The 21,976-nt window shown below is 70.6% G+C and carries 21 protein-coding genes, 1 tRNA gene and 2 pseudogenes; 16 read left to right on the forward strand and 8 right to left on the reverse strand.

Translation table 11 applies throughout. The features are described from left to right. A pseudogene (locus ACLEQD_RS11700) lies at positions 1 to 332 on the forward strand (hypothetical protein); the annotation flags it as partial. A gap of 126 nt (positions 333 to 458) precedes the next feature. Next, positions 459 to 1,076, forward strand: coding sequence for a hypothetical protein (locus ACLEQD_RS11705; protein ID WP_410383609.1), 618 nt, complete (start codon positions 459 to 461; stop codon positions 1,074 to 1,076). Positions 1,077 to 1,089: 13 nt separating this feature from the next. Here ACLEQD_RS11705 and ACLEQD_RS11710 read toward each other — a convergent pair whose 3' ends face one another. Then, entirely contained in the window at positions 1,090 to 2,745 is a 1,656-nt protein-coding gene (locus tag ACLEQD_RS11710; RefSeq protein ID WP_410383586.1) for a leucyl aminopeptidase, read from the reverse strand. A gap of 368 nt (positions 2,746 to 3,113) precedes the next feature. Here ACLEQD_RS11710 and ACLEQD_RS11715 point away from each other — a divergent pair, with 368 nt between their 5' ends. The 3 genes from ACLEQD_RS11715 to ACLEQD_RS11725 all read left to right on the forward strand — a co-directional run bounded on the left by ACLEQD_RS11715 (position 3,114) and on the right by ACLEQD_RS11725 (position 5,166). Continuing rightward, positions 3,114 to 3,779: a hypothetical protein gene (locus tag ACLEQD_RS11715; protein ID WP_410383587.1), complete on the forward strand. Its 666-nt coding sequence runs from the start codon at positions 3,114 to 3,116 to the stop codon at positions 3,777 to 3,779. Between the two features lie 128 nt (positions 3,780 to 3,907). Beyond that, the gene (locus ACLEQD_RS11720) at positions 3,908 to 4,690 is read left to right on the forward strand and encodes a sulfite exporter TauE/SafE family protein (protein WP_410383588.1); all 783 of its coding nucleotides are present in this window, start codon (positions 3,908 to 3,910) and stop codon (positions 4,688 to 4,690) included. Beyond that, positions 4,687 to 5,166, forward strand: coding sequence for a hypothetical protein (locus ACLEQD_RS11725; protein WP_410383589.1), 480 nt, complete (start codon positions 4,687 to 4,689; stop codon positions 5,164 to 5,166). Before ACLEQD_RS11720 ends, ACLEQD_RS11725 begins: the two co-directional genes overlap by 4 nt. Positions 5,167 to 5,201: 35 nt before the next feature. Here the strand turns inward: ACLEQD_RS11725 and ACLEQD_RS11730 are convergent, their stop codons facing one another. From ACLEQD_RS11730 to fabF, 3 genes are all read right to left on the reverse strand, one after another. Further along, positions 5,202 to 6,071, reverse strand: a complete 870-nt coding sequence (locus ACLEQD_RS11730; protein WP_410383590.1) for a tetratricopeptide repeat protein — start codon at positions 6,069 to 6,071, stop codon at positions 5,202 to 5,204. 1 nt (position 6,072) lies between these two features. Next, on the reverse strand, positions 6,073 to 7,677 hold the full coding sequence (locus ACLEQD_RS11735) for a helix-turn-helix domain-containing protein (protein WP_410383591.1): 1,605 nt from the start codon (positions 7,675 to 7,677) through the stop codon (positions 6,073 to 6,075). Positions 7,678 to 7,992: 315 nt separating this feature from the next. Continuing rightward, positions 7,993 to 9,243 (reverse strand): beta-ketoacyl-ACP synthase II, encoded by a 1,251-nt coding sequence (fabF, locus tag ACLEQD_RS11740; RefSeq protein WP_410383592.1) that lies wholly within the window; start codon positions 9,241 to 9,243, stop codon positions 7,993 to 7,995. 80 nt (positions 9,244 to 9,323) lie between these two features. On the opposite strand from fabF, the gene ACLEQD_RS11745 reads away from it, so the two are divergent. The 11 genes from ACLEQD_RS11745 (at position 9,324) to ACLEQD_RS11795 (ending at position 19,216) form a co-directional block, all read left to right on the forward strand. Continuing rightward, on the forward strand, positions 9,324 to 9,848 hold the full coding sequence (locus ACLEQD_RS11745; protein ID WP_410383593.1) for a PaaI family thioesterase: 525 nt from the start codon (positions 9,324 to 9,326) through the stop codon (positions 9,846 to 9,848). Positions 9,849 to 9,853: 5 nt separating this feature from the next. After that, the gene (locus tag ACLEQD_RS11750) at positions 9,854 to 11,584 is read left to right on the forward strand and encodes a TetR family transcriptional regulator (protein WP_410383594.1); all 1,731 of its coding nucleotides are present in this window, start codon (positions 9,854 to 9,856) and stop codon (positions 11,582 to 11,584) included. Then, the gene (locus tag ACLEQD_RS11755; RefSeq protein ID WP_410383595.1) at positions 11,488 to 12,012 is read left to right on the forward strand and encodes a hypothetical protein; all 525 of its coding nucleotides are present in this window, start codon (positions 11,488 to 11,490) and stop codon (positions 12,010 to 12,012) included. Before ACLEQD_RS11750 ends, ACLEQD_RS11755 begins: the two co-directional genes overlap by 97 nt. Before the next feature lie 94 nt (positions 12,013 to 12,106). After that, positions 12,107 to 12,730 carry a YceI family protein gene (locus ACLEQD_RS11760; protein WP_410383596.1) on the forward strand — a complete coding sequence of 208 codons (624 nt, stop codon included), beginning with the start codon at positions 12,107 to 12,109 and terminating at the stop codon, positions 12,728 to 12,730. Positions 12,731 to 12,780: 50 nt separating this feature from the next. After that, positions 12,781 to 13,065, forward strand: a complete 285-nt coding sequence (locus tag ACLEQD_RS11765; protein WP_410383597.1) for a hypothetical protein — start codon at positions 12,781 to 12,783, stop codon at positions 13,063 to 13,065. Positions 13,066 to 13,194: 129 nt separating this feature from the next. Next, a complete protein-coding gene (locus ACLEQD_RS11770) occupies positions 13,195 to 14,043 on the forward strand; it encodes a DUF692 domain-containing protein (RefSeq protein ID WP_410383598.1) in 849 nt (282 codons plus the stop codon). Next, complete coding sequence (locus ACLEQD_RS11775; protein ID WP_410383599.1) at positions 14,040 to 14,768, forward strand: DUF2063 domain-containing protein; 729 nt, start codon at positions 14,040 to 14,042, stop codon at positions 14,766 to 14,768. Before ACLEQD_RS11770 ends, ACLEQD_RS11775 begins: the two co-directional genes overlap by 4 nt. A 101-nt stretch (positions 14,769 to 14,869) precedes the next feature. Further along, the gene (gene serC, locus ACLEQD_RS11780) at positions 14,870 to 15,958 is read left to right on the forward strand and encodes a 3-phosphoserine/phosphohydroxythreonine transaminase (RefSeq protein ID WP_410383600.1); all 1,089 of its coding nucleotides are present in this window, start codon (positions 14,870 to 14,872) and stop codon (positions 15,956 to 15,958) included. A gap of 43 nt (positions 15,959 to 16,001) precedes the next feature. Next, positions 16,002 to 16,565, forward strand: coding sequence for a chalcone isomerase family protein (locus ACLEQD_RS11785; RefSeq protein WP_410383601.1), 564 nt, complete (start codon positions 16,002 to 16,004; stop codon positions 16,563 to 16,565). 228 nt (positions 16,566 to 16,793) lie between these two features. After that, positions 16,794 to 18,938 (forward strand): M13 family metallopeptidase, encoded by a 2,145-nt coding sequence (locus ACLEQD_RS11790; RefSeq protein ID WP_410383602.1) that lies wholly within the window; start codon positions 16,794 to 16,796, stop codon positions 18,936 to 18,938. Positions 18,939 to 18,967: 29 nt separating this feature from the next. Further along, entirely contained in the window at positions 18,968 to 19,216 is a 249-nt protein-coding gene (locus ACLEQD_RS11795; RefSeq protein WP_410383603.1) for a GlsB/YeaQ/YmgE family stress response membrane protein, read from the forward strand. Positions 19,217 to 19,235: 19 nt separating this feature from the next. Here the strand turns inward: ACLEQD_RS11795 and ACLEQD_RS11800 are convergent, their stop codons facing one another. The 4 genes and pseudogenes from ACLEQD_RS11800 to ACLEQD_RS11815 form a co-directional block, all read right to left on the reverse strand. Continuing rightward, on the reverse strand, positions 19,236 to 20,270 hold the full coding sequence (locus tag ACLEQD_RS11800; protein ID WP_410383605.1) for a PA0069 family radical SAM protein: 1,035 nt from the start codon (positions 20,268 to 20,270) through the stop codon (positions 19,236 to 19,238). A 109-nt stretch (positions 20,271 to 20,379) separates the two neighbouring features. Further along, positions 20,380 to 20,452, reverse strand: a tRNA-Gly gene (locus ACLEQD_RS11805). Between the two features lie 48 nt (positions 20,453 to 20,500). Continuing rightward, complete coding sequence (locus ACLEQD_RS11810) at positions 20,501 to 20,779, reverse strand: hypothetical protein (RefSeq protein ID WP_410383607.1); 279 nt, start codon at positions 20,777 to 20,779, stop codon at positions 20,501 to 20,503. A 56-nt stretch (positions 20,780 to 20,835) separates the two neighbouring features. Beyond that, positions 20,836 to 21,976 (reverse strand): annotated as a pseudogene (locus tag ACLEQD_RS11815) (ABC transporter substrate-binding protein); the annotation flags it as partial.

The following is a 21,976-nucleotide window of genomic DNA, read 5'->3' on the forward strand; positions in this document are numbered from 1 at the left end:
GCTACAACCTCCTGCTGTCGCTGGTGCACCGCGCGCTGCGCGAGGCGGGCCGCGACGTGGACCTGCTGCGCGGCTTCGTGGAGTCGCCGCCCCCGGGGCTGGAGGACGCCTACCAGGGCGTCACGCTGGGGCCGGACGGGCGCGTGGACGTGGCCCGGCTGCGCGCCAACGTGTCCACCAGCGGCGGGGAGGCGGTGGGGCGGGCCATGGCGCTGGAGGCGCTGGACGCGTTCGTGTCCTACGCGCTGTTCTCCGCGCGCAACGTGCTGCCGGCGGACGTGGCGGAGCGGCTGGCCAACACCTACCGGACCCTCCAGGGCGGCCTGACGTAGCCCGGGCCCCAGGCGGGAGGTTTCCTCCGTCGGACAGCGTACACCGCCCCCATGTGCCCCTGGCGGGCCCCGGGGCGGGTGGCCACGTTCCTCGCCACGGCTGGTGGCTGGCGGGGGACGAGCGACATGGGCGCGATGCGGATGTTGGGGTGGGGAGTGCTGCTGCTGAGCACGGCGTGTGGCGCGTCCCGGACGGCCGTGACGAAGGCGGAGCCCGGCACGGGCGGCTCGGGCAGGGCTTCGGAAGAGTCCGCCATCGCGTCCACCACGCGGCGCTACGTGGACGAGGACCTGGGCTTCGAAATCGTCCGGCCCACGGCGGAGTGGCAGCTGGACGAGACGAACGAGCGCACCCCGGAGGGGCTGGCGATTCCCGTCATCCTGCGCCACCGCGTGACGGGGGCCCAGGTGGTGCTGCAGGTGGCGCCCGGCGTGGCCACCCCCGTCCAGTTCGCGGAGCGGCTGACGCTGGGGCTGCGCCAGCAGCCGGGCTTCACCACCACGGATCCGCGGCCCATCGCGCTGTCGGACAGCGCCGTGGGCTTCGACTTCCAGGTGGGGGAGGGCGTGCGCGGCAAGGTGGCCGTGCGCGAGGGCAACTCCGGCCGCGTGCTGATGATGCTGGCCACCTGGCCCACGGAGGCCTCCGCCGACATCACGGAGAGCGTGGACGCCCTGATGGCGGGCGTCCGTCCGCTCCCGGAGCCGAGCGTGGCGGTGCGCGCCACGCCCCGGACTCCGTAAAGGCCCACGCGGCTCACGCGTGGGCCCTGAGGCCCCGAGGCTCGGAGGCTCGGAGACTCCGGGGGGGACTACGCGCGGGCCGGCTTGCCCTGGCGGCCTTCGGGGCCTTGGCGGCCTTGGGCGCCTTCGCGGGCTCCGGCTGCGAGGCCAGCTCCGTGGCCCGGCGCCGCACCAGCTCCACCAGCGTGCGCGCGCCGACGCCCGTGCCGCCCTTGTTGAGGTAGCCGCGCTCCTTGGGGCTGTTGGACGGACCGGCGATATCCAGGTGCACCCAGGGCGTGTTGCCCACGAACTCCTTGAGGAAGAGGGCCGCGTTGATGGCGCCGCCCCAGCGCTCGCCGGAGTTCTTCATGTCCGCGACCTCGGAGCGCAGCGCGTCCTTCTGCAGGTCGCTGACCGGCAGGCGCCACATCTCCTCGCCCGCGGCGCGCGCGGCGGTGAGCACGCTGTTCACCGTGTCGTCGTCGTCGCCGAAGGCGCCCACGATGTAGTTGCCCAGCGCCACCATGCACGCGCCCGTGAGCGTCGCCAGGTCGATGATGGCGGACGGCTCGTGCTCGCAGGCCCAGGTGAGCATGTCGCCCAGCACCAGGCGGCCTTCCGCGTCCGTGTTGGTGATCTCCACCGTCTTGCCGGAGCGCGCCGTGAGGATGTCACCCGGCTTGTACGCCGTGCCGGAGGGCATGTTCTCGCACGCGCCGATGAAGGCGTGCACGGGGAAGGGCGGCTTCACCACGGAGCCGATGACCTTCATCGCGGCCAGCACCGCGGCGGAGCCGGCCATGTCCGTCTTCATCTCCACCATGCCCTCGGTGGGCTTGAGCGACAGGCCGCCCGAGTCGAACGTGATGGCCTTGCCCACCAGCGCCAGCGGGGCGCGCTTCGCGTCCTTCGCGTTCTTCGGCGTGTAGACCAGGTGGATGAGCCGGGGCTCCTGCACGCTGCCGGCGGTGACGCCCAGGAACATGCCCATGTTCAGGCGCTCAATCTCCTTGCGCCCGCCAATCTCCGCGGTGAGCCCACCCTCCTTGGCGGCCTGCTGCGCGGCCTGCGCCAGCTTGATGGGCGTCACCACGTTGGGGGGCTCGTTGACCAGGTCGCGCGCCCAGTTGACGGCCTCCGCCAGCTTCAGGCCCAGGTGCAGCGCGTCGTCCAGCGCGCGCGACCGCTCCGTGCCCTGCGGCAGGGACAGCGTGGCGCGGGTGAGCTTGGGGCCGCCCTTGTCCTCGCGCGCGGCGGACTTGTACTTGTCGAAGCGGTAGACGCCCAGCTCCAGGCCCTCCACCACCGCGCGCACGGCCATCGCCGCGTCGTCCGTGGCGGGCACGCGGAATCCGACGGCGGTGGCCTTCAGCCGCTGCGCCGCCTTCGCCGCGCGGCCCGCGGCCAGCCGCAGCACCTCCGGCTGGAAGCGCGCGCGGTTGCCCAGGCCCAGCAGGAGGACGCGGTCGGAGCCCAGCTTCCCCAGGGTGTGCATCAGGAAGGACTGGTCCGGCCTGGCCTTGAAGCCCTCCTGGGTGGCGGCGGCGCGCAGCCTGCCCTCCAGGGCCGAGTCCGCGGCCGTCAGCGGCGCGGGGGCGGAATCACCCAGCTCGCCCTCGAAGAGGGGGATGACGAGCAGCTCACCGCTCACCGGCGCGGCTTCACCGGAGACGAGACTGAATTGCATGGCGACTTGGACTCCTGGAGAGGAAGGGGGTGATCCGAGGGGCGCGACTGTAGACGCGTGCCGTGTTGCTCGCAAAGCGCTGGTTGCCACTCGGGCATTGCAATGGCCCGGCGCGCTGGATAGCTGTGCACTCCCAATGCCCACCCTGTTGCTGCATCTGACGGCCATCGAACGGTTGGCGGCCCATCCGGACGGGCTCCCCGCCGACTGGGTGCGAGCGCTGGCCGAGGACCTGCCCTACGCGCGCTTCGGCGCGGCGCTGCCGGACCTGCCCCTGTGCGGGGGCGTGCGCGGGGGCCTGGGCGTGCTGATGCAGCCGGAGACCGGCTGGCCCCCCTTCGCGCGGCTGTACCACGAGGCGCGCCCCGGTGGGCCTGGGCCTGAAGATGGCGGAGCTCGTGGCCTCCGGGGCCCTGGTGGGCACCGAGGCGGGCCTGGCCATCCTGGCCGGCTACTTCACCCACCTGAGCCTGGACCGGCGCCTCCACCCGCTGGTGGACGGGCTGGTGCTGCGCCACCGCCGCAAGGGGGAGCGGGCCTGGGACGCACGGCGTCAGGTGGAGTGGGCCCAGACGCTCTTCTTCCTGCGCGAACAGGACGGCACGGACGGCGTGGGCACCGCCCGCATCCGCGAGAAGTTCCAGGTGGTGAAGAGCTCCGGCATCCCGGTGCGCGGCATCGGCCGGGGCATCTACGAGCTGGTCCGGCTGGCGTCGCAGGACCGCGTGGGACAGGCCCCCACCAAGGCGGAGCTGGACGGGTGGGTGCGCGGCCTCTACGTCTCCGGCCTCTTCCTCTCCAGCCCGCTCGGCCGCATGAGGGCGCTCCCGGCGTACTCGCAGCTCTCCTTCCAGGAGCTGTACCGCAATGATCACTTCGACTTCGCGGTGGAATTGGACGCCGCGCTGGAGGTGACGCGCGGGCTGATCAAGAAGCTGCACGGCTACATGGCGCGCGGCACCTACACGCCGCGCACGCGCGCGCGCTTCATGGAGGAGTTTCCAGAGGGCACGCTGGGCGCCACCGCCGCGTAGTGAACGGATCCACACGGCCCGCGTCCCGGTGCCGTGTTCGCGTGCAGGGCATCCAACCGATCGAGCAGGTTGCCCCGGGGGGCGCGGCGCTATCCGAAGCGGGGAGTGCCTCCTATCCTCGATAGGGAATGACGGTCTTCCTCCTCATGGCGGCGGGTGTGTTGGCGGGTGGTCTGGGGGCGCTCCTGGGCATCGGGGGCGGCATCGTCCTGGTGCCCGCGCTGGTGTTGGGATTCGGAATCCCGCTGGAGCAGGCCGTCCCCGCGAGCCTGATGTGCGTGGTGGCCAACTCCTGCGCCGCCGCCGCCAGCTACGTGGAGAACAAGCTGAGTGACCTGCGGCTGGGGCTCACGCTGGAGCTCGCCACGGTGCTGGGCGCCATCGCCGGGGGGCTCGTCGCCGCCTTCGTCGCGGAGGCGATGGTGGCCGTGGTGTTCGGCCTCTTCACGCTCTTCGTGTCGCTCCAGATGATGCTCCTGCGCAGCCCGCGCCAGGAGCCGGCGACCGCGGCCAACTACGCCCCGGGCAACTACCCGCTGGGCATCTCCGGCTCCTTCGTGGCGGGCGGCCTGTCCGCGCTGCTGGGCGTGGGCGGCGGCCCGCTGAAGGTGCCGCTGATGACCTACGGCATGCGCGTGCCCTTCAAGGTCGCCAGCGCCACCAGCAACCTGATGGTGGGCGTCACCGGCGCGGCGAGCGTCGCGGCCTACGCCTGGCGCGGCCAATTGAATCTGGGGCTCGTGGCGCCGTTGGTCGTAGGGGTGCTGGCCGGCGCCTCCGTGGGCAGCAAGCTGATGCTGAAGACGCCGACCGCGGTGCTCAAGAAGCTCTTCGCGGCCGTCCTGTTCATCGTGGCCGGACAGATGTTGTGGAAGGGAGGGGAGGGGTTGTGGCCGAGCGTATGGAAATGAGTGAAGCAGAGCCTGAACTACCCGGTGTCCACCCGTCGGTGATGATGCCGGACGTAGGACCTCCACGTCGCAACGGGCGGGCGACGTCGGTGGCGCTGGACGCGGAGTTCCCCCAGGAGCTCCAGCAGGAACCCACCACCCAGCCGGAGGCGCTCCCACGCGAGCGCCGGGGGGCCAGGAGGCTCGCCGCCGGGGAGCGGTGGATCGCCCGCGTGCTGCGCACCGGAGCCATCACCAGCGGCGCCATGTTCGTCACGTCGCTCGCGCTGGAGCTGCTGCCACGCGACGAGTCCGTGCACGTGGCCATCGACCTGCTGCGCAAGGGCGCGGCGTCCATGCTGCTGGTGACGCCGGTGGCGCGGCTGGCGATGGCGGGCACGCTCTTGGGCCTGCGCGGCGAGTGGCGCTACGCCGCCATCGCCGCGGGCGTCATCGGGTTGCTCGCGCTGGCGGTGGGCGCGGGCTTCCAGGCCTGACGCGAAGCCGGACGCGGAGAAGGCCGCGCGCGGGGCTACACGCCGCGCGCGGTGAAGTGCGCGAGCACGTTCTTCACCTTCGCCACCTCGTCGTGCTGCCGGAGGTCCTCGTACATGGGCAGCACCGCCTCGAACTGCTCGCGGGCCGCGGCGTAGTCCTGGAGGTAGTAGCAGGACAGCCCCAGGTCCCAGCGCGCGCGGGCCTCGTAGACGTGGTCGTGCAGCTCCCCGTACACGTCCACCGCGCGCAAGAGGTGCGGCCGCGCGTTGTCGTGGTGGCCCAGCAGCCCCTCCGCCTCGCCCAGCAGCAGGTGCCCCAGCGCGAGCGCGTCCGCGTCCTCGCCCTGCTCCAGCAGCGGCACGGCCTCCAGGAAGCGCTTGCGGGCGGGCTCGTACTCGCCCTTGGCCATGCGCAGGTCGCCGATGTCCAGCAGCAGCCGCGCCATGCGCTCCGTGTTGCGCGTCTGGCGGTAGAGAATGAGCGCCTCCTGGTACTTCTCCTCGGCGCCGTCGGCCTCGCCCATGGCGCGCAGGGACTCGCCGATGCAGGCGCGGGTGAGCGCCTCGCCCTCGCGGTCGCGGGCCTCGTTGAAGAGCAGGGCGGCGGTGGCCATGTGCTCGATGGCGCCCTTGTGGTCCTCGAAGTGGGCCTTCACCACGCCCAGGCCGAAGAGGGCCTGCGCCTGGCCGGGCTTGTTGCCCGCGGTCTTGAAGAAGCCGTAGGCCTCCTCGTAGTGCTCGCGGCTGGCCGCGTGGTCCTCCAGCATCCCGTACAGCTCCGCCAGCGCGACCAGCCCCTGGCCCACCTCCGCGGGGGAGCCGGTGATGCGCAGCGGGGCGAGCGCGTTTTGCTGCTTCTGGATGGCGTCGGTGATGTGGGCGCGTTCGTTGTCGGACGGGTGCATGTCAGTTCTCGTGAACCTTGCGGCGGCGGGCGCCCCTGTCCAGCGAATCGTGCTTCTCGCCCCCTTCAGCGCCGTTGCCATCGGGCTCGGGGTGCCCGTTGCGCTCGGCCTTCTCCTTCTCGTGGACCAGCAGCGGGGAGAAGAAGCAGTCCTTCTTCGTGTACTCGTCGAAGGCGAACGCGAAGCGGTAGCTGGCCGCCGCGCGCTGGTTGCAGTCCGTGCGCTCGCAGAAGCGGCAGGAGATGCCGCTGGGGATGGCGTCCTTGCGCAGGTCGTTGGTGGGCAGGCCGTACGCCAGGTACTTCGCGTTCTCCGCGTGCGTGCCCAGGCCAATGGAGTACGCCGTGCCCTTCACGATGGAGCCTTCAATGGGCTGCAGCTGCACCTTCGCGAAGCAGAAGTACGTCGTGCCGTCCGGCATGATGGAGTACTGCCGGGTAATCTGGGACGGGTTGAGGAACGCCAGGTGCACCGCCCACTTCGCGCAGGAGCCGCCGCCGGAGGCGAAGCGGATGCCGGTGCCGCTGTAGCGCTTGGAGATGTTCCCGGCGATGTCCGCGCGCAGGAAGTGGAAGGGCAGGCCCTGGCGCTTGGGGTCGGACAGGTTGCAGATGCGGTGGGCCACCGTCTCGTAGGTGGTGCCGAAGACGTTGGAGAGCAGCTCCACGTCGTAGCGCGTGCGCTGCACCTCCTTGAAGAACTCGCCGTAGGGCAGCATCAGCGCGCCGGCGAAGTAGTTCGCCAGGTTGACCTTGATGAGGCGCTCCGTCTCCCCGTGCCGCATGCGCCCGGCGCCCAGGATGCGCTCCACCAGCTTCTCGCGGTCCATCACCATGAGGCCAATGGACGCGGCCACCTGGAACTTCAGCGGCTGCTCCGTGAGGTCCGGCGACAGCGTCAGCGTGCGCGCGTCCAGGTCCAGCCGGCGCACCACGGAGGAGCCGCTGGCCGCGCGCTCGATGTGCACCTTGAAGTCGAAGCGCTCCTCCAGCATGCGGATGAGCTGGCTGCTGGTGAGCTGCTGCTCCAGGCGGAAGTCGCGCCGCAGCCCCTCCGCCTGCTCCTCCAGCTCCGGGAAGTAGTTGCGGTGCTTCTCCAGGAAGTCGCTGACCTCGTCGAAGGGCGAGTAGTCGAAGCGGACGCCCGGCGTGTTGCCCATCCCGGAGGTGGAGCCCTGGGTGCGCGTGCGCTCCTCCACGTTGAGCTGCGCGAGCACGTTCTCCAGCTGCGTGCGCGTGTTCTTGTAGAGGTTGAACAGCGCGGCGACGGTGCCGGCCAGCTTCGGCTCCGCGGACAGCGACTGGAGCGACTCCGAGTCGATGTCCAGGCTCTTGAGCAGCGGTTCGTCGAGCAGCTTCGCCAGGGCCTCGTCCACGCGGCCCTCGCCCAGCGTGGACATGAACTGCTCGGGGTCCTGCTCGAAGTAGCGCAGCGCCTTCCACAGCAGGGGGAAGGGCATCACGCGCTTGCCCTTCTCGATGAGGTTCAGGTACGCGGGCGAAACGCCCAGGTCCTTGGCGGCGTCCGCCTGCTTGATGTTGCGTTGCAAGCGCAGGCCTCGAAGCTTCAGCCCCACGTTCGCGTTCAGCGCGTTGTCGTTGTTCATGGCTCCAACCCCCGGCGGGTCGCGTCACAAGGCGTGCTCCAGCACCGGGTCTCTGGATCCACTCTGCAAACCGATTTACCGATTTGCAATCAACGTTTTCGGTTCGCCGCAGCGCTGTCCCGCAAGCGACGCGCGAAGGGTTGACTGCCCCCACCCTGGCCGTAGCGGGACGTAATCCCATGTAATCACGGCGCTTTCAGGTGGCCCCGGTGTGCGGCGGCGGCGCCCGGACACCGCGTTGTCAACCCTTGACTGACGCGGCGCGACAGGGTCGGAGAAAAGTCAGTAAACGGGCGCCACATTTTTTACAAAGGCTCAGCGCGTCTCCGGGGCCCGCTGGAAGACGAGGGCGACGTTGGTGCCGCCGAAGCCGAAGGAGTTGCTCATGACGGCGTCCACGCGCGTCTCGCGGGCGGTGTTGGGCACGCAGTCCAGTGGGATGCGCGGGTCCTGGTGCTCCAGGTTGATGGTGGGGGGCAGCACGCCGCGGGTGAGGGCGAGGATGCTGATGACGGCCTCGGCGGCGCCGGCCGCGCCGTTCATGTGGCCCGTCATCGACTTGGTCGAGGAGATGGCGAGCGTCTTCGCCGCGTCACCGAACACGTGGGCGATGCCCTCCATCTCCAGGAGGTCGCCGATGTCCGTGGAGGTGCCGTGGGCGTTGAGGTAGCCGATGTCCGCGGGGGCCAGGCGCGCGTCCTTGAGCGCGGCCCGCATCGCGCGCTGGGCGCCCTCGTGGGCGGGCGCGGGTGAGGTGACGTGGTAGGCGTCGGAGCTGGCGCCATAGCCCGTGAGCTCCGCGAGGATGCGGGCCCCCCGGGCGCGCGCGTGCTCGTAATCCTCCAGGACGAGGACGCCCGCGCCTTCGGCGAGCACGAAGCCGTCGCGGTCCTTGTCGAACGGGCGGCTCGCCGCATGGGGCGCGTCGTTGCGGGTGGACAGGGCCTTCATCGCGGCGAAGCCGCCCACGCCCAGCATGGAGATGGGGGCCTCCGCGCCGCCCGCCACCGCCACGTCGAACTCGCCGCGCTGGAGGCCGCGCAGCGCTTCGCCGATGGCGTGCGCGCTGGTGGAGCACGCGGAGTTGGTGGACCAGGACGGGCCCTTGATGCCGTGGCGCATGGAGATGTAGCCGGGCGCCATGTTGATGATCATCTGGAGGATGAAGAAGGAGCTGATGCGGTCCGGCCCCTTCTCCAGCGCCTTGCGGTGGGTCTCCTCCAGGCTGCTGATGCCGCCGATGCCGGAGCCGACGATGACCGCCACGCGGTCCGCGTTCTCCGGCGTGATGACCAGCCCCGCGTCCTCGATGGCCATGTCCGACGCGGCCACCGCGAACTGCGCGAAGCGGTCCATGCGCCGCACCTCGCGCCGCTCGATGTAGGCCTCCGGGTTGAAGCCCTTCACCTCGCCGGCGAAGCGGCAGTCCAGCGCGCTCGCGTCGAACAGGGTGATGGGCCCCACGCCGCTCCTGCCGTTCACCAGCGCGTCCCAGCTTGGCTCCACGCCGATGCCACACGGGCTGATGAGCCCCATTCCCGTCACGACGACGCGCCGCTGTCCCATCGCGAACTCCTTGACCCCGTTCATTGAACGGGATGGTATTATGACCATCCTTCCATGAGTTCAAGCCCGAGGAGGCCCTGATGAGCGAACAGCCCTTGAACCCGCGCACGCGGACGGTGACGTGGAGGGACCCCCGCGAGGGCGCCTCCGCGGCGAAGACGCTGTCGGGCCTGGAGTACCTGCGCGCCATCCAGCGCGGGGAGCTGCCGGCGCCGCCCATCGCGGAGCTGATGGGCTTCTCCCTGGTGGAGCTGGAGGAGGGCCGGGTGGTGTTCGCGGTGAAGCCGGGCGAGCACCACTACAACCCCATCGGCATGGTGCACGGCGGCCTGGCCGCGACGCTGATGGACTCCGCGATGGGGTGCGCCATCCACACGCTGCTGCCGGTGGGCGCGGGCTACACGACGCTGGAGCTGCACGTGAACTACGTGAAGGGCATCGCGCACGACACGGGGCCGCTGTCGTGCAGGGGAGAGGTCATCCACCTGGGCGGCCGCGTGGCCACGGCGCAGGGGCGGCTGGTGGACGAGAAGGGGACCCTCTACGCGCACGGCACCACGACGTGCATGGTGTTCCGGCCGCCGGGCGCGGGCGGCAAGGAGTAGGCGCCATGCGCTACACCGCTGAGCACAAGCAGGCCACGCACGCGCGCATCCTCGCGGCGGCGGAGAAGCTGTTCCGCGCGGAGGGCTTCAGCGGTGCGAGCGTGGAGCGGGTGATGCGGGCCGCGGGCCTGACGGTGGGCGGCTTCTACGCCCACTTCGCCTCCAAGGAGGCGCTGCTCGCGGAGTCGCTGCGCGCCTTCATGACGGCGAACAGGGCGCGCTGGCTGTCGGGGCTGCGGACGTCGCGAGGCCCGGAGTTCGTGGAGCGCTTCGCGCGGCGCTACCTGGACCAGTACAACCGGGCCACGGGGGATACGGCCTGCATGATGCCGTCGCTCCTGTCGGACCTGACGCGCGCGACGCCGGAGGTGCAGGCCGCGTTCGGACAGGGGCTGGAGGAGCTGGTGGGCGAGGCCCAGGCGCAGCTCCCGCGCGCGAGGCGCGACGCCCGGCAGCAGATGCTGGCGACGGTGGCGCTGTGCTTCGGCGCGATGACGCTCGCGCGGGCCACCGCGTCCCAGCCGCTGGCGGGGGAGATATTGGACGCGGCGCGCGCGCTGCTGCTCGCGGGGGCTCCGGTGGAGGAGGGGCGGCGGCACCCCGCGCTCCCCGGGCCCGCTCCGCGCGGAAGAAGCCCCACTGAGCGCTCGTCCGCGTGCGTCGACACTCCGGACTGGACGGCGCGGGGTTCGCCGTGGAGTCCTTCCGCGCGGATGACGAACCGTGGGGGCAAGGTGGACGCAATGAAGACGCGGGTGGCGCGCGCAGGGCTCCTCTGCCTGGCGCTCACGCTGGGCGCATGTGCCTCCGTGCCTCTCGCGGCGCCCTGGGAGGACACGGAACCCCTCCGCTACGACATCGCGTACACGCATGATCCCACGCCGCATCTGAACGTGGAGGTCTTCCTGCCCCGGAAGTTTCCTCGCGAGTTCCTCTTCCGGCAGCCAGGGCGCGTGGAGTCCCTGACCGCGGTGGATGAGGTCGGCACCCGGTTCGAGCTCTTCCCCCGGAACGGAGTGCTGCAGGTGCCGGAGGGGACGCGTGTCCTCCGCTACCACTACCCGCTGGCCGCCTCGGCTCGGCAGGGCGGCCGGCACCTGTTCGGCGGCATGGGAGAAGGGGACGCGTGGCACGTGGCCGGCAAGGCCTACCTGCTGACCCCCAGCCGCGTGCCGCCCGGCCTGCGCGTGGACCTCACCGTGTCCGGAACGGAGCCCCTCCTGCCCTGGACGCCCGACGCCAGCGGCGTCTACCACCTGCGCGGCGAGGACCTCATCGACGCGGGCTTCCATGCCTTCGGCGGCAGGCGCTGCGAGGCGCACGTCGGCGCCTCCGTGCTGGAGGTCGCGCTGCTGGGCGCTTCACGCACCTCTCCGACGCGGAAATCTGCGCGTGGCTCGAACAGGCCGGGCGCGAGGTGGTCACCGTGCGCAAGCGCTTCCCGTACCCGCGCGTCACCGTGCGCATCCTGCCCGTGCCCGGCGAGGACACGCCCGGGGTCTTCGGCATGGTCCAGTGGAGCTCGCCGCCCAGCATCTCCATCCTCGTGGGCCAGGACGCCACCGCCGCGTCCTTCGCCAGGGACTGGGTCGCCATCCACGAGCTGCTGCACCTCACGCACCCGACGCTGCTGCCCCGGGTGGCCTGGCTCACCGAGGGACTGGCCACCTACTACACGGAGCTCGCCCGCGCGCGCTCCGGACGCCAGACGCCCCGGCAGGCCTGGCAGGAGCTGACGAAGGGCTTCGCGCGCGGCCAGGCCGCCGCGGGCTCACGCACCATGGAAGAGGTCGTGGCGCGGGAGCACGACTTCCAGGGCCTCTACTGGTCCGGGGCCTTCTTCGCCCTCCACCTGGACGTGGAGCTGCGGCGCGTGACGCACGGCCGCGCCCGCCTGGAGGACGTGCTGGAGCTGCTCGCCACGCGCGGGCCCACCGCGTCGCTCGAGGACTTCGGCGCCGCCGTGGACACGGTCGCCGGCCAGCCCCTCTTCGCCGCGCTGCTCGCCCGTCACCTGCCGGTGCCCGCCTTCTCGGAGCTGGGGCCCCTGCTGGAAACGCTGGGCGTCCGGATTGACCCGGGGGGCGTCAAGCTCCATGCTGCGCCGGACAGTGGGTTGCGTGAGGCAATGGACGGCGGGCGGACTCCGGATGACGCGGAGTGAACACCCGGAAAAGCGAAGGGGCTGTAACCGGCTTCCGGATGTCGCGTATCGCATGCATCCGCGAGGTTCGCGGCTTCCGTAGATGAGGTCCGCCATGTTCCGCAGCGCCCTGATGCTCGCCGCCGTCCTGTCGCTGTCCGCGTCCGCCGGCGAGCCGGCGCCCTCCGACAAGCGCTTCGTCTTCAATGACCCGAACAGCCGCGACACGGTGATGTTCGTGCTGGACGCGCCGCTGGAGGTCATCAACGGCCTGTCCAACAAGGTGACGGGCCGCGTGGAGGTGAAGGGGCAGAAGGCCAGCGGCCGGTTCCAGGTGCCGGTCAGCTCCATCAAGACGGGCAACGAGACGCGCGACGGCCACCTGCAGAACGACCGCTGGCTGGACGCGGCGAAGTTCCCGGACATCGTCTTCGAGTTCAAGGACGTGGCCCTGCCCGCGCCGCTCGCCAACGCGAAGCCCGTGGTGCTGAAGACGAAGGGCACCTTCACGATTCACGGCGTCACGCGCGAGGAGCCCGTGGAGGTGACGGCCACGTACCTCCAGGAGACGGCCGAGACGAAGAACCGCGCCGCCGGCGAGCTCTTGCGCGTGCGCGCGAAGTTCCAGATTCCCCTGGAGGCCTACGGCATCAAGCGCACCGAGGCGCTGGTGCTGAAGGTGGGCGAGCGGGCCGACGTCACCGTCGACGCCTGGGGCTCCACGCAGTTCAAGCCGTAGCTGTCTTTCCCCCGTAGTCACACCCCATGCGGTACGAAAGGAAGCAACACATGAACGTCAAGACTCTCGCGGCGGTCGTCGGCACCCTGTCCCTCGGCGCGCTGGCCACCGGCTGTGCGTCCAACAAGGCCTCCGAGGGCACCATGCACTCCGCGTCGTCGGAGAAGGCCGCCGAGGCCAACTGCAGCAACGCGAAGGCGACCGAGGCGAAGGGCGCCGAGGGCAGCTGCAGCACCCAGCCCGCCGCCGCCCCCGCCGCGACCCCGGAGAAGGGCGCCGAGGGCAGCTGTGGCGCCGGCTCCTGCGGCTCCGGCTCCTGCAGCGGCAAGAAGTAGTCATCCCCCGGGAGGGGCCTGCGTGGCAGGTCTCCTCCCAGGCGCGCGGGCGGCGGGAAGGGTTCTTCCTGCCGCCCGTGTTGTTTCCACCCCTCGCAGCCACGGTTCCGTTCCCCGGAGGAGCGCCGCATGCCGTCCCCCCGCTACGCAGATCGCCATGGGTTGAAGCCGCTGGGGGCGGGCATCGGGCTGCGCCGCGACTTCTACGAAGCCTTGCCGCGCACGCCTCGCGCGCTGGACTGGGTGGAGATCATCCCGGAGAACTTCCTCACGCTGGGCGGCCGCTCCCAGCGCGCCCTGGACGCGTGCCGCGAGCGCTGGACGCTGCTGCCGCACGGGGTGGGGCTCAACATCGGCGGGCCGGACGCGCTGGATGACGACTACGTCACCCGGCTGGCCGCGCTGGTGAAGCGCCTGGACGCGCCGTTCTTCTCCGACCACCTGTGCTACTCGCGCCTGGGCGGCGTGCACCTGCACGACCTGCTGCCGCTGCCGTTCACGGAGGCCGCGGTGGAGCATGTGGTGCCGCGCGTGCGCGAGGTGATGGCTCGCGTGGAGCGCCCCTTCCTCCTGGAGAACCCCAGCTACTACGCCGCCATGCCGGGCGGCACGCTGAAGGAGGCGGACTTCCTGCGCCAGGTGGTGGAGGCCGCGGACTGCGGCCTGCTGCTGGACGTGAACAACGTCTGGGTCAACGCGAGGAACCACGGCTACGACCCGCGCGCCTTCGTGGACGCGCTGCCCCTGGAGCGCGTGGTGCAGGTGCACCTGGCCGGCCACGACGTGGGCGACACGGTCCTCATCGACACGCACGGCGACCGCGTCTGCGACGACGTGTGGGCGCTGTACCGCTACACCCTGGAGCGCACCGGCCCCGTGTCCACGCTGATTGAATGGGACCAGGCCATCCCGTCCCTGGACGCCGTGCTGGACGAGGCGGACCTGGCGCGCGGCGTGCTCGCGGAGGGTGCGCGATGAAGCCGTCGCTGCGCCACTTCTTCGACAGCATGGATGCGTACCTCGCGGGCCCGCCGGGCGCGGAGGGCCTGCTCAAGCTGTCCGCGTCGCACCCCGGCTGGGACGTGGATCCGGAGCGCATGGCGCTCTACGGCCAGTTCGTGCGCGGCCACGTGCGCTCCACGCTGGAGAAGCTCTTCCCGCTGACGCGCAAGGCGGTGACGCCGGAGGCGTGGGACGCGCTGGTGGAGGGCTACACCCGCACGCGCCCCGCGCGGCACTACGAGCTCAACCGCCTGGGCGAGGGCTTCGCGCCCTTCGTCGCGGACGCCGCCGCCGCGAAGGGCCTGCCCCCGTTCCTGCCCCCGCTGGCGCGCTTCGAGTGGGCGGACTTCGCGGTGTTCGCCTCCGAGGAAATCCTCCCGGAGCCGGTGGAGCGGCTGACGCCCAACCCCACCCTCGCGGTGCTGGAGCAGCCCTACCGGCTCTGCGCGTTCGTGCGGGCCCGGGGCGCGGACGGCGCGCCCGTGGAGGGGGAGGAGCTGGCGCTGCTCTGGCGCCACCCGGAGCGGCTGGTGACCTTCTACATGGAGGCCACGCCGCCCGCGCTGCTGGTGCTCAAGATGGCGGTGGAGGGCCTGTCCGAAGAGGCCGTCGCCCAGGCCACCGGCATGGCCGCCCCGGACGTTCACGCGCAGGTGGTGCGCTTCGCGCGGGACGGCCTGGTGCTGCGCCCGGCGGAGTGACTTCCGTCAGGAGGCGGGCGGTCGTGACGCTTCGCGCTGGCCTCCAGGGGCCGGTCGGGGGGAAGAATGGGGGACGTCGTTTCCCACCGTGAGGTCCCGCCATGCGCGTCATCAACTTCAACGCCGGCCCCGCCGGTCTGCCCCTGCCGGCCCTCGAGCAGGCCCGGGATGAGCTGCTCGACTTCCATGGCACGGGCATGTCCGTCATGGAGCACAGCCACCGGGGCAAGGACTACGAGGGCGTCCACGACGAGGCCGTCGCGCTCCTGACGGAGCTGCTGGGCATCCCCGCCACGCACCAGGTGCTGTTCCTCACCGGCGGCGCGTCCCAGCAGTTCGCGCAGGTGCCCATGAACTTCCTCACCCAGGGCGCCTCCGCCGACTACCTGATGACCGGGGTCTGGAGCGAGAAGGCCTTCGACGAGGCGAAGTACTTCGGCTCGCCGCGCGTCGCGGCCACCACCGTGCAGCCGGACAAGCGCTACCTGCGCGTGCCCAGGCAGGGAGAGCTCCAGCTCGACCCCCAGGCCGCCTACGTGCACCTGACGAGCAACAACACCATCTTCGGCTCGCAATGGCACACCTTCCCGGACGTGGGCCGCGTGCCGCTGGTGGCGGACATGAGCTCGGATTTCCTCTGGAAGCCCACGGACGTGAGCCGCTTCGCGCTCATCTACGCGGGCGCGCAGAAGAACCTGGGCCCCTCCGGCGTCACGCTCATCATCGCCGCCAGGGACTTCATCGCGAAGGGGCGCAAGGACATCCCCAAGTACTTCCGCTACGCGACGCACGCGGAGAACAACTCGCTCTACAACACGCCCCCCACGCTGGCCATCTACCTGGTGCGCAACGTGCTCCAGTGGGCCAGGGGGCTGGGCGGCCTCCCCGCGCTGGAGCAGCGCAACCGCGAGAAGGCGGACGCGCTGTACGGCGCCATCGACCGCAACGCGGGCTTCTACCGGGCCCCCGTGGAGCGCGAGTCCCGTTCAGTGATGAACGTCGTCTTCCACCTCCCCACCGAGGAGCTGGATGCCGCCTTCGTCGCGGAGGCGAAGAAGGCCCGGATGGTGGGGCTCAAGGGCCACCGCACGGCGGGCGGCATCCGCGTGTCGCTCTACAACGCGGTTTCGCCGCAGGACGTCATGACGCTGACGTCCTTCATGGATCATTTCGTGAAGACGCACGGCTAGGCTTGCGTCCAACATCGCGCAGAAACCACCCGGAGGGTTTTCCATGAAGAAGACGCTGACCGCCGTGCTGCTGTCGCTGACCCTCGCCGCGCCCGTCATGGCCAAGGACATCGCCGGCGTGAAGTACCCCGACACCGCCACCGTCAACGGCAAGGAGCTGAAGCTCAACGGCGTCGGGCTGCGCAAGAAGGCCATCTTCAAGGTCTACACGGTGGGCCTCTACGTGGAGAACCCCACGCAGGACGCCGCCGCGCTGCTCAACGCGGATGAGATCAAGCGCGTGCGCATGTTCATGAAGCGCGACCTCAAGAAGGACCAGATCAACGAGGCCATCGAGAACGGCTTCAAGAAGAACGCCGGCGCGAACCTGCCCAAGCTCCAGGACCGGTTGAACACCTTCAAGAACGCCATCCCCGCGGAGGTGAAGGAGGGCCAGGAGCTCATCCTCACCTACGTCCCCGGCAAGGGCACCAACGTGCGCACCAGCGACGGCAAGTCCATTGACGTGGAGGGCAAGGACTTCGCGGACGCCCTCTTCTCCGTGTGGCTGGGCAAGGACCCCGTGGACGACGACCTCAAGGACGGGATGCTCGGCAAGGAGGACTGAAGCGCCGCCTCCGCCGTAAGCCCTCACGCGCCCCGGGCGTGTCCCTTCTTCACACGGAGGGGCGCTCCCCGGGGCGTCGTCGTTTCGTGCGGACGCCATTGCTTCAATGGTGGACAGCCCGGGGCGCCCCTGTCACAGGCTCGTGAGTTGACGCTGGAATGCCCTGTCGCATCCGGCGTTGATGCGCGCCGAATCGCACCTCACCCCTTGTCCGTGCTGGAGAACGCTGTGAAGCGACTGGCCCTGTTCGCCGCCACCTGTGTCCTTGGCGCCGCCTGCAAGACGGCGGAGCCCACCCCCGAGCCGTCCCAGGCCTCCACCCCGGCCCCCATGGCCACCACCGCCGCGCCGTCCACGCCCGCGCCCGCACCGGAGGCCTCCAACGTGCCCATGGCCGAGCGCCCCATGCCCCCGGGCCTGGACGCCGCGGTGATGGACCCGTCCGCGAACCCCTGTGAGGACTTCTACGCCTACGCGTGCGGCGGCTGGCTGAAGAGCACGGAGATCCCCGCCGAGCGCGCGCGCTGGAGCCGCGGCTTCGAGACGGTGGCCGAGCGCAACCAGACGGTGCTGCGCGACATCCTCGCGAAGGCCGCGGAGGGGCAGGGCGAGGGCACCCCGGAAGAGAAGAAGCTGGGGGACTACTACGGCGCCTGCATGGACGAGGCGAAGCTGGAGCAGTCGCTGCCCACGCTGCGCACGTACCTGGCGAAGCTCAACGGCCTGAAGAGCCCGGAGGCCGTGGCGAAGGCGGTGGCGTGGCTGCACGCGCGCAACGTGAACGCGCTGTTCCGGGTGACGTCGGACCAGGACCAGAAGGACTCCACGCAGGTCATCGCCGTGGTGGACGCGGGCGGGCTGGGCCTGCCGGACCGCGACTACTACCTCAAGCCGGACCTGAAGATGCGCGAGGCGAGAGCCGCCTACCAGGCGCACGTGCAGAAGGTGTTCGAGCTGTTGGGGGACGCGCCCTTCGTCGCCAGCCGCAAGGCCACGGGCATCGTCGCCATCGAGACGCGCCTGGCCGCCGCGCGGCTGCCCAAGGCGGAGACGCGCGAGCCGGAGAAGGTCTACCACCGGCTGGAGCGCCAGGGCCTGAAGAAGCTGGCCCCTGCCTTCCAGTGGGACACGTACTTCGCGCAGGTGGGGCTGCCCGCCGGTGAAGCGCTCAACGTGACGCAGCCGAAGTTCTTCTCGGAGGTGTCCGCCCTGGTGCGCCAGCAGCGGCCCTCCGACATGGGGCCGTACCTCTCCTACCACCTGGTGAAGCGGGTGCAGAACGCGCTGCCCAAGGCGCTGCGCGACGAGTTCTTCCGCTTCGAGTCCACGGTGCTCACCGGCGCGAAGGCGGACCTGGCGCGCTGGAAGAAGTGCGTGGAGGCCACCGACGACGCGCTGCCGCACGCGCTGGCCAAGCCCTTCATCGCGCGCACCTTCGGCGCGGACGGCAAGGCCACCACGCTGGACATGGTCCAGCAGATTGAGCAGTCCTTCGAGCGCAACCTGGACACGCTGTCCTGGATGGACGCGGAGACCAAGGCCCAGGCGCTGGTGAAGGTGAAGAAGATCACCAACAAGATTGGCTACCCGGACCAGTGGCGCGACTACGACGGGCTGACGGTGACGCGCGACTCGTTCCTGGACAACCTGCTGGCGGCGGAAGCGTTCGAGCAGGCGCGCCAGCTGCGCAAGGTGGGCCAGCCGGTGGACCGGCAGGAGTGGTTCATGTCGCCGCCCACGGTGAACGCCTACTACAACGCGGCCACCAACGAGATCGTCTTCCCGGCGGGCATCCTCCAGCCGCCGTTCTTCGGGCGGGACGCGTCCGCGGCGGTGAACTTCGGCGCCATGGGCATGGTGGTGGGCCACGAAATCACCCACGGCTTCGACGACGAGGGCCGCCAGTTCGACGCGGACGGCAACCTGCGCACGTGGTGGACCCCGGCGTCGGACAAGGCCTTCCGCGAGCGCGTGTCGTGCGTGAAGAACCAGTATGACCAGTACACGGCCGTGGACGACGTGAAGGTGAACGGCAAGCTCACCCTGGGGGAGAACGTCGCGGACCTGGGCGGCCTCAAGCTGGCGTACGCGGCCATGGAGGCCTACCTGGCGAAGCACCCGGACCAGGCGGCGAAGGCGAACTCGTACCGGTTCACCCCGGGGCAGCAGTTCTTCCTCGCGCACGCGCAATCGTGGTGCTCGAAGATTCGTAATGAGGCTGCGCGGCAGCGGGCGCTGACGGATTCGCACTCGCCGGCGTTCCTGCGCGTGATGGGGCCGGACGTGAACCTGCCGCAGTTCCAGCAGGCCTTCTCCTGCCCCGCGGGGTCGAAGATGGTGGCCCCGGCTGCGAACCGCTGTGAGGTCTGGTAGGCCTTCGGCCCTACCTGGAGGAGGACGTCATGGGAATCTGCTCGTGGCTGGTGTTGGGCGGTATCGCGGGCTGGCTGGCCAGCATCATCAAGGGCACCAACGCCCGGATGGGGATGTTCGCCAACATCGTCGCCGGCATCGTCGGCGCGATGGTGGGCGGCTGGGTGTTCAGCTTCTTCGGCGGCCGCGGCGTGACGGGCTTCAACCTGTACTCGCTGCTGGTGGCCACGGTGGGTGCCGTCATCCTGCTGTCGCTGCTACAGATCATCCGCAAATAGGGCCCTCCGGCGTCGCTGGCTAGAAGAGCGACAGCTGGGGGGAGTTGGAGGGCCGCGCGGGGCGCCGGAAGGTGTCCGGCGCGGCCTCCGTGACGGAGGAGGCGCGCATGCCCACCTTGCGCGCCGCCGTCGCGAAGAGCTGGTGGATGGTCTGCGCGTAGAGCCCTTCGCCGCGCATGCGGTGCTTGAAGCGGCCGTCGGTGAGCTCCCCGCCGCGCGTCTCGCGGATGCGGTGCAGCACCCGGTCCGCTCGCAGGGGCAGCTTCGCGCGCAGGCGCTCCTCGAACACGGCCTGCACGGGGCCGGGAAGCCGCAGGAGCGTGTAGTGCGCGCGCGTGGCGCCGGCCTCGCGCGCGGACGCGAGCACCCGCGCGATGTCCTCGTCGTTGAGGCCGGGGATGATGGGGGCCACGGACACGGCCACGTCGATGCCGGCCTCCGTGAGCCTGCGGAGGGTGGCCAGGCGCCGCTTGGGCGTGGCGACGAGCGGCTCCATGGCGCGCGCCAGCTCCTCGTTGTGGAAGGGGAGGCTGATGCTGACGAAGAGCCGCGTCTCGGCCGCCAGCCGCTGGAGCACGTCCAGGTCGCGCTCAATCAGCACGCCCTTGGTGATGATGCCCACGGGGTTGCGGTACTCGGCGCAGACCTCCAGGCACTGGCGGGTGAGCCGCAGCGACGCCTCCAGCGGCTGGTAGCAGTCGGTGACGCCGCTGAAGACGACCGTCTCGCCCTTCCACGACGGACGGTCGAAGGCCTCGCGCAGCAGGTCCGGGGCGTTGGGTTTGACGACGAGGCGGGTCTCGAAGTCGGTGCCCGCGCCGAAGTCCAGGTACTGGTGCGTGGGGCGCGCGTAGCAGTAGGCGCAGGCGTGGAGGCAGCCCCGGTACGGGTTGACGCTCCAGGAGAAGCACACGTCGGGGCTGTCGTTGCGCGCGATGATGGAGCGGCTGTGATCCTCCCAGACCTCCAGCCGCGCGGGGGGAATCTCGTCCAGGTACTCCACCGCGGTGCTCGCCCAGGGGTTGGGTGGATTGTCGACGGGACGGGCCTTCACCCTCCCAGGGTGTGGCTGAATGCCCGTTCAGTCAACCCGTCGCTGGGGGAGCGCTGGAAAGAAGAAGGCCGGTGGTTCCAGGAAGGAACCACCGGCCTTGTCTCTTCAGAGCGGCGGAAGGGATTCGAACCCTCGACCCCGAGCTTGGGAAGCTCGTGCTCTACCAACTGAGCTACCACCGCGTGCGACGTGCGAAGCAGGGCCCAAAGTAGGGGTGGGGCCCTGCCTTGTCAACGGGAAGAAGCGTCCGGTGTCTGGCGAACAGTGCCGCAGGCGGCGCAGTGCCGGGCCTCGGGTGTGCGCAGCGGTTTGCCACAGGCCGTGCACGGCGGGCCGTACTGCGCGATGCGGTGATGCATCACCGCGTTCGGATGGCAGCCGGCGTAGCCCGTCAGCCGCTCGTAGGCCCGGCTGACGGGAGCGAAGCGCGCCTCCATGGTGGGCTCCGTGGAACGGAACGCCGCGCGGTAGAGGTTCGAGATCTCATCGAACTCCACCTCGTCCAGCATCGGCATCTCCTGCCGACATCGCCAACACCACATGCGCTTCATCACGAGCCCTCCCGCTATTCGCCCTCCTCGACGGTGAGCTGGTAGGAGTCCTGAAAGTTCGCCTCGCGGTTCCTCGCGTCGCGGACCTCGAAGACGTAGACGCCGGGTTCGGCGCTGTAGCGGATGGTCTCCGGCCGGTCGCCCTTGGCGCGGTCGGACGTCTGCACCAGGGTCAGCTTCCCGTCCGGCTGCAGCCGGTGCAGGTACAGCCCCACGTCCACCTTCAGGATGCCCAGCAGCGTCGCGGTGATGGCGGTGCGCACCGGCCGGTCGGACAGGTCCACCCGGTAGTAGTCCACGTCCTTCGCCGGATACACCGTGCCTCGCACCGCCTTGCCCAACGTCACGTCCTGCGCGCGCTCGGACGTGTTGTTGGGCTCGCGCTCCTGGCTGCCATCGTCCGGCACCGTCGTCACGCTGATGCGGTAGGGCTGGTCCGCGTTCTCGAAGTCCCTCACGAACTTGCCGTTCACCTTGCGGAACGACCCCTCCACCCGGAAGTAGCAGGTGCCGCTGCACGCGACGTTGTTGAGCCGCTCCGGCTCCTTCACCGCCCCGTCGTTGGCCCTGAGCAGCACCGTCTCCTTCTGCCCGTCCCCCTGCGGCGGCTCCACCATCGACAGCGTCAGGTCCAGCCGCTCCACGCCGGACAGCTCCACCTTCGCCAGCACCGGCTCGCGCGCCGTCAGCACGTAGTGGTCCACGTCCGACTTCGGCGACAGGAAGCCCTCGCGGTAGCCCGCGCCCGTCAGCGGCGTGGCCTTGAGCAGCTCGTCGTTGGGCTCCAGCTCCGCGTGCGCCCCCGCCTCCTCCTGGGACACCGTCAGCGTGTACGGCACCTGCGCGTTGTAGGTGCGCCGCTGCGCCTTGCCCGTCCCCGTCCAGCCGCCCTTCACCACCACGTAGACCACCCGGTCCGTGGCCCGCACGCCGATGTTGCGCAGGGCGAGCGGCTCGCCCTCCTTGCCCTGCAGCGTGAACAGCGGCGCCTCCGCGGCGGACAGCACGGACACCTCCGGCCGCACGCCCTCCACGGCGGACAGTTCAATCTTCAGCGCCACCGAAGGCACCTCGGGCTCGGGCGGCGGACCCGCGTCCACCACCTGGGCCGCCACCGCCCCGCCCAGCTCCCCAGGCGCCGTGGGCAGCGCGTTC

This window comes from Corallococcus sp. 4LFB (assembly GCF_046520365.1).
GTDB lineage: Bacteria > Myxococcota > Myxococcia > Myxococcales > Myxococcaceae > Corallococcus > Corallococcus caeni.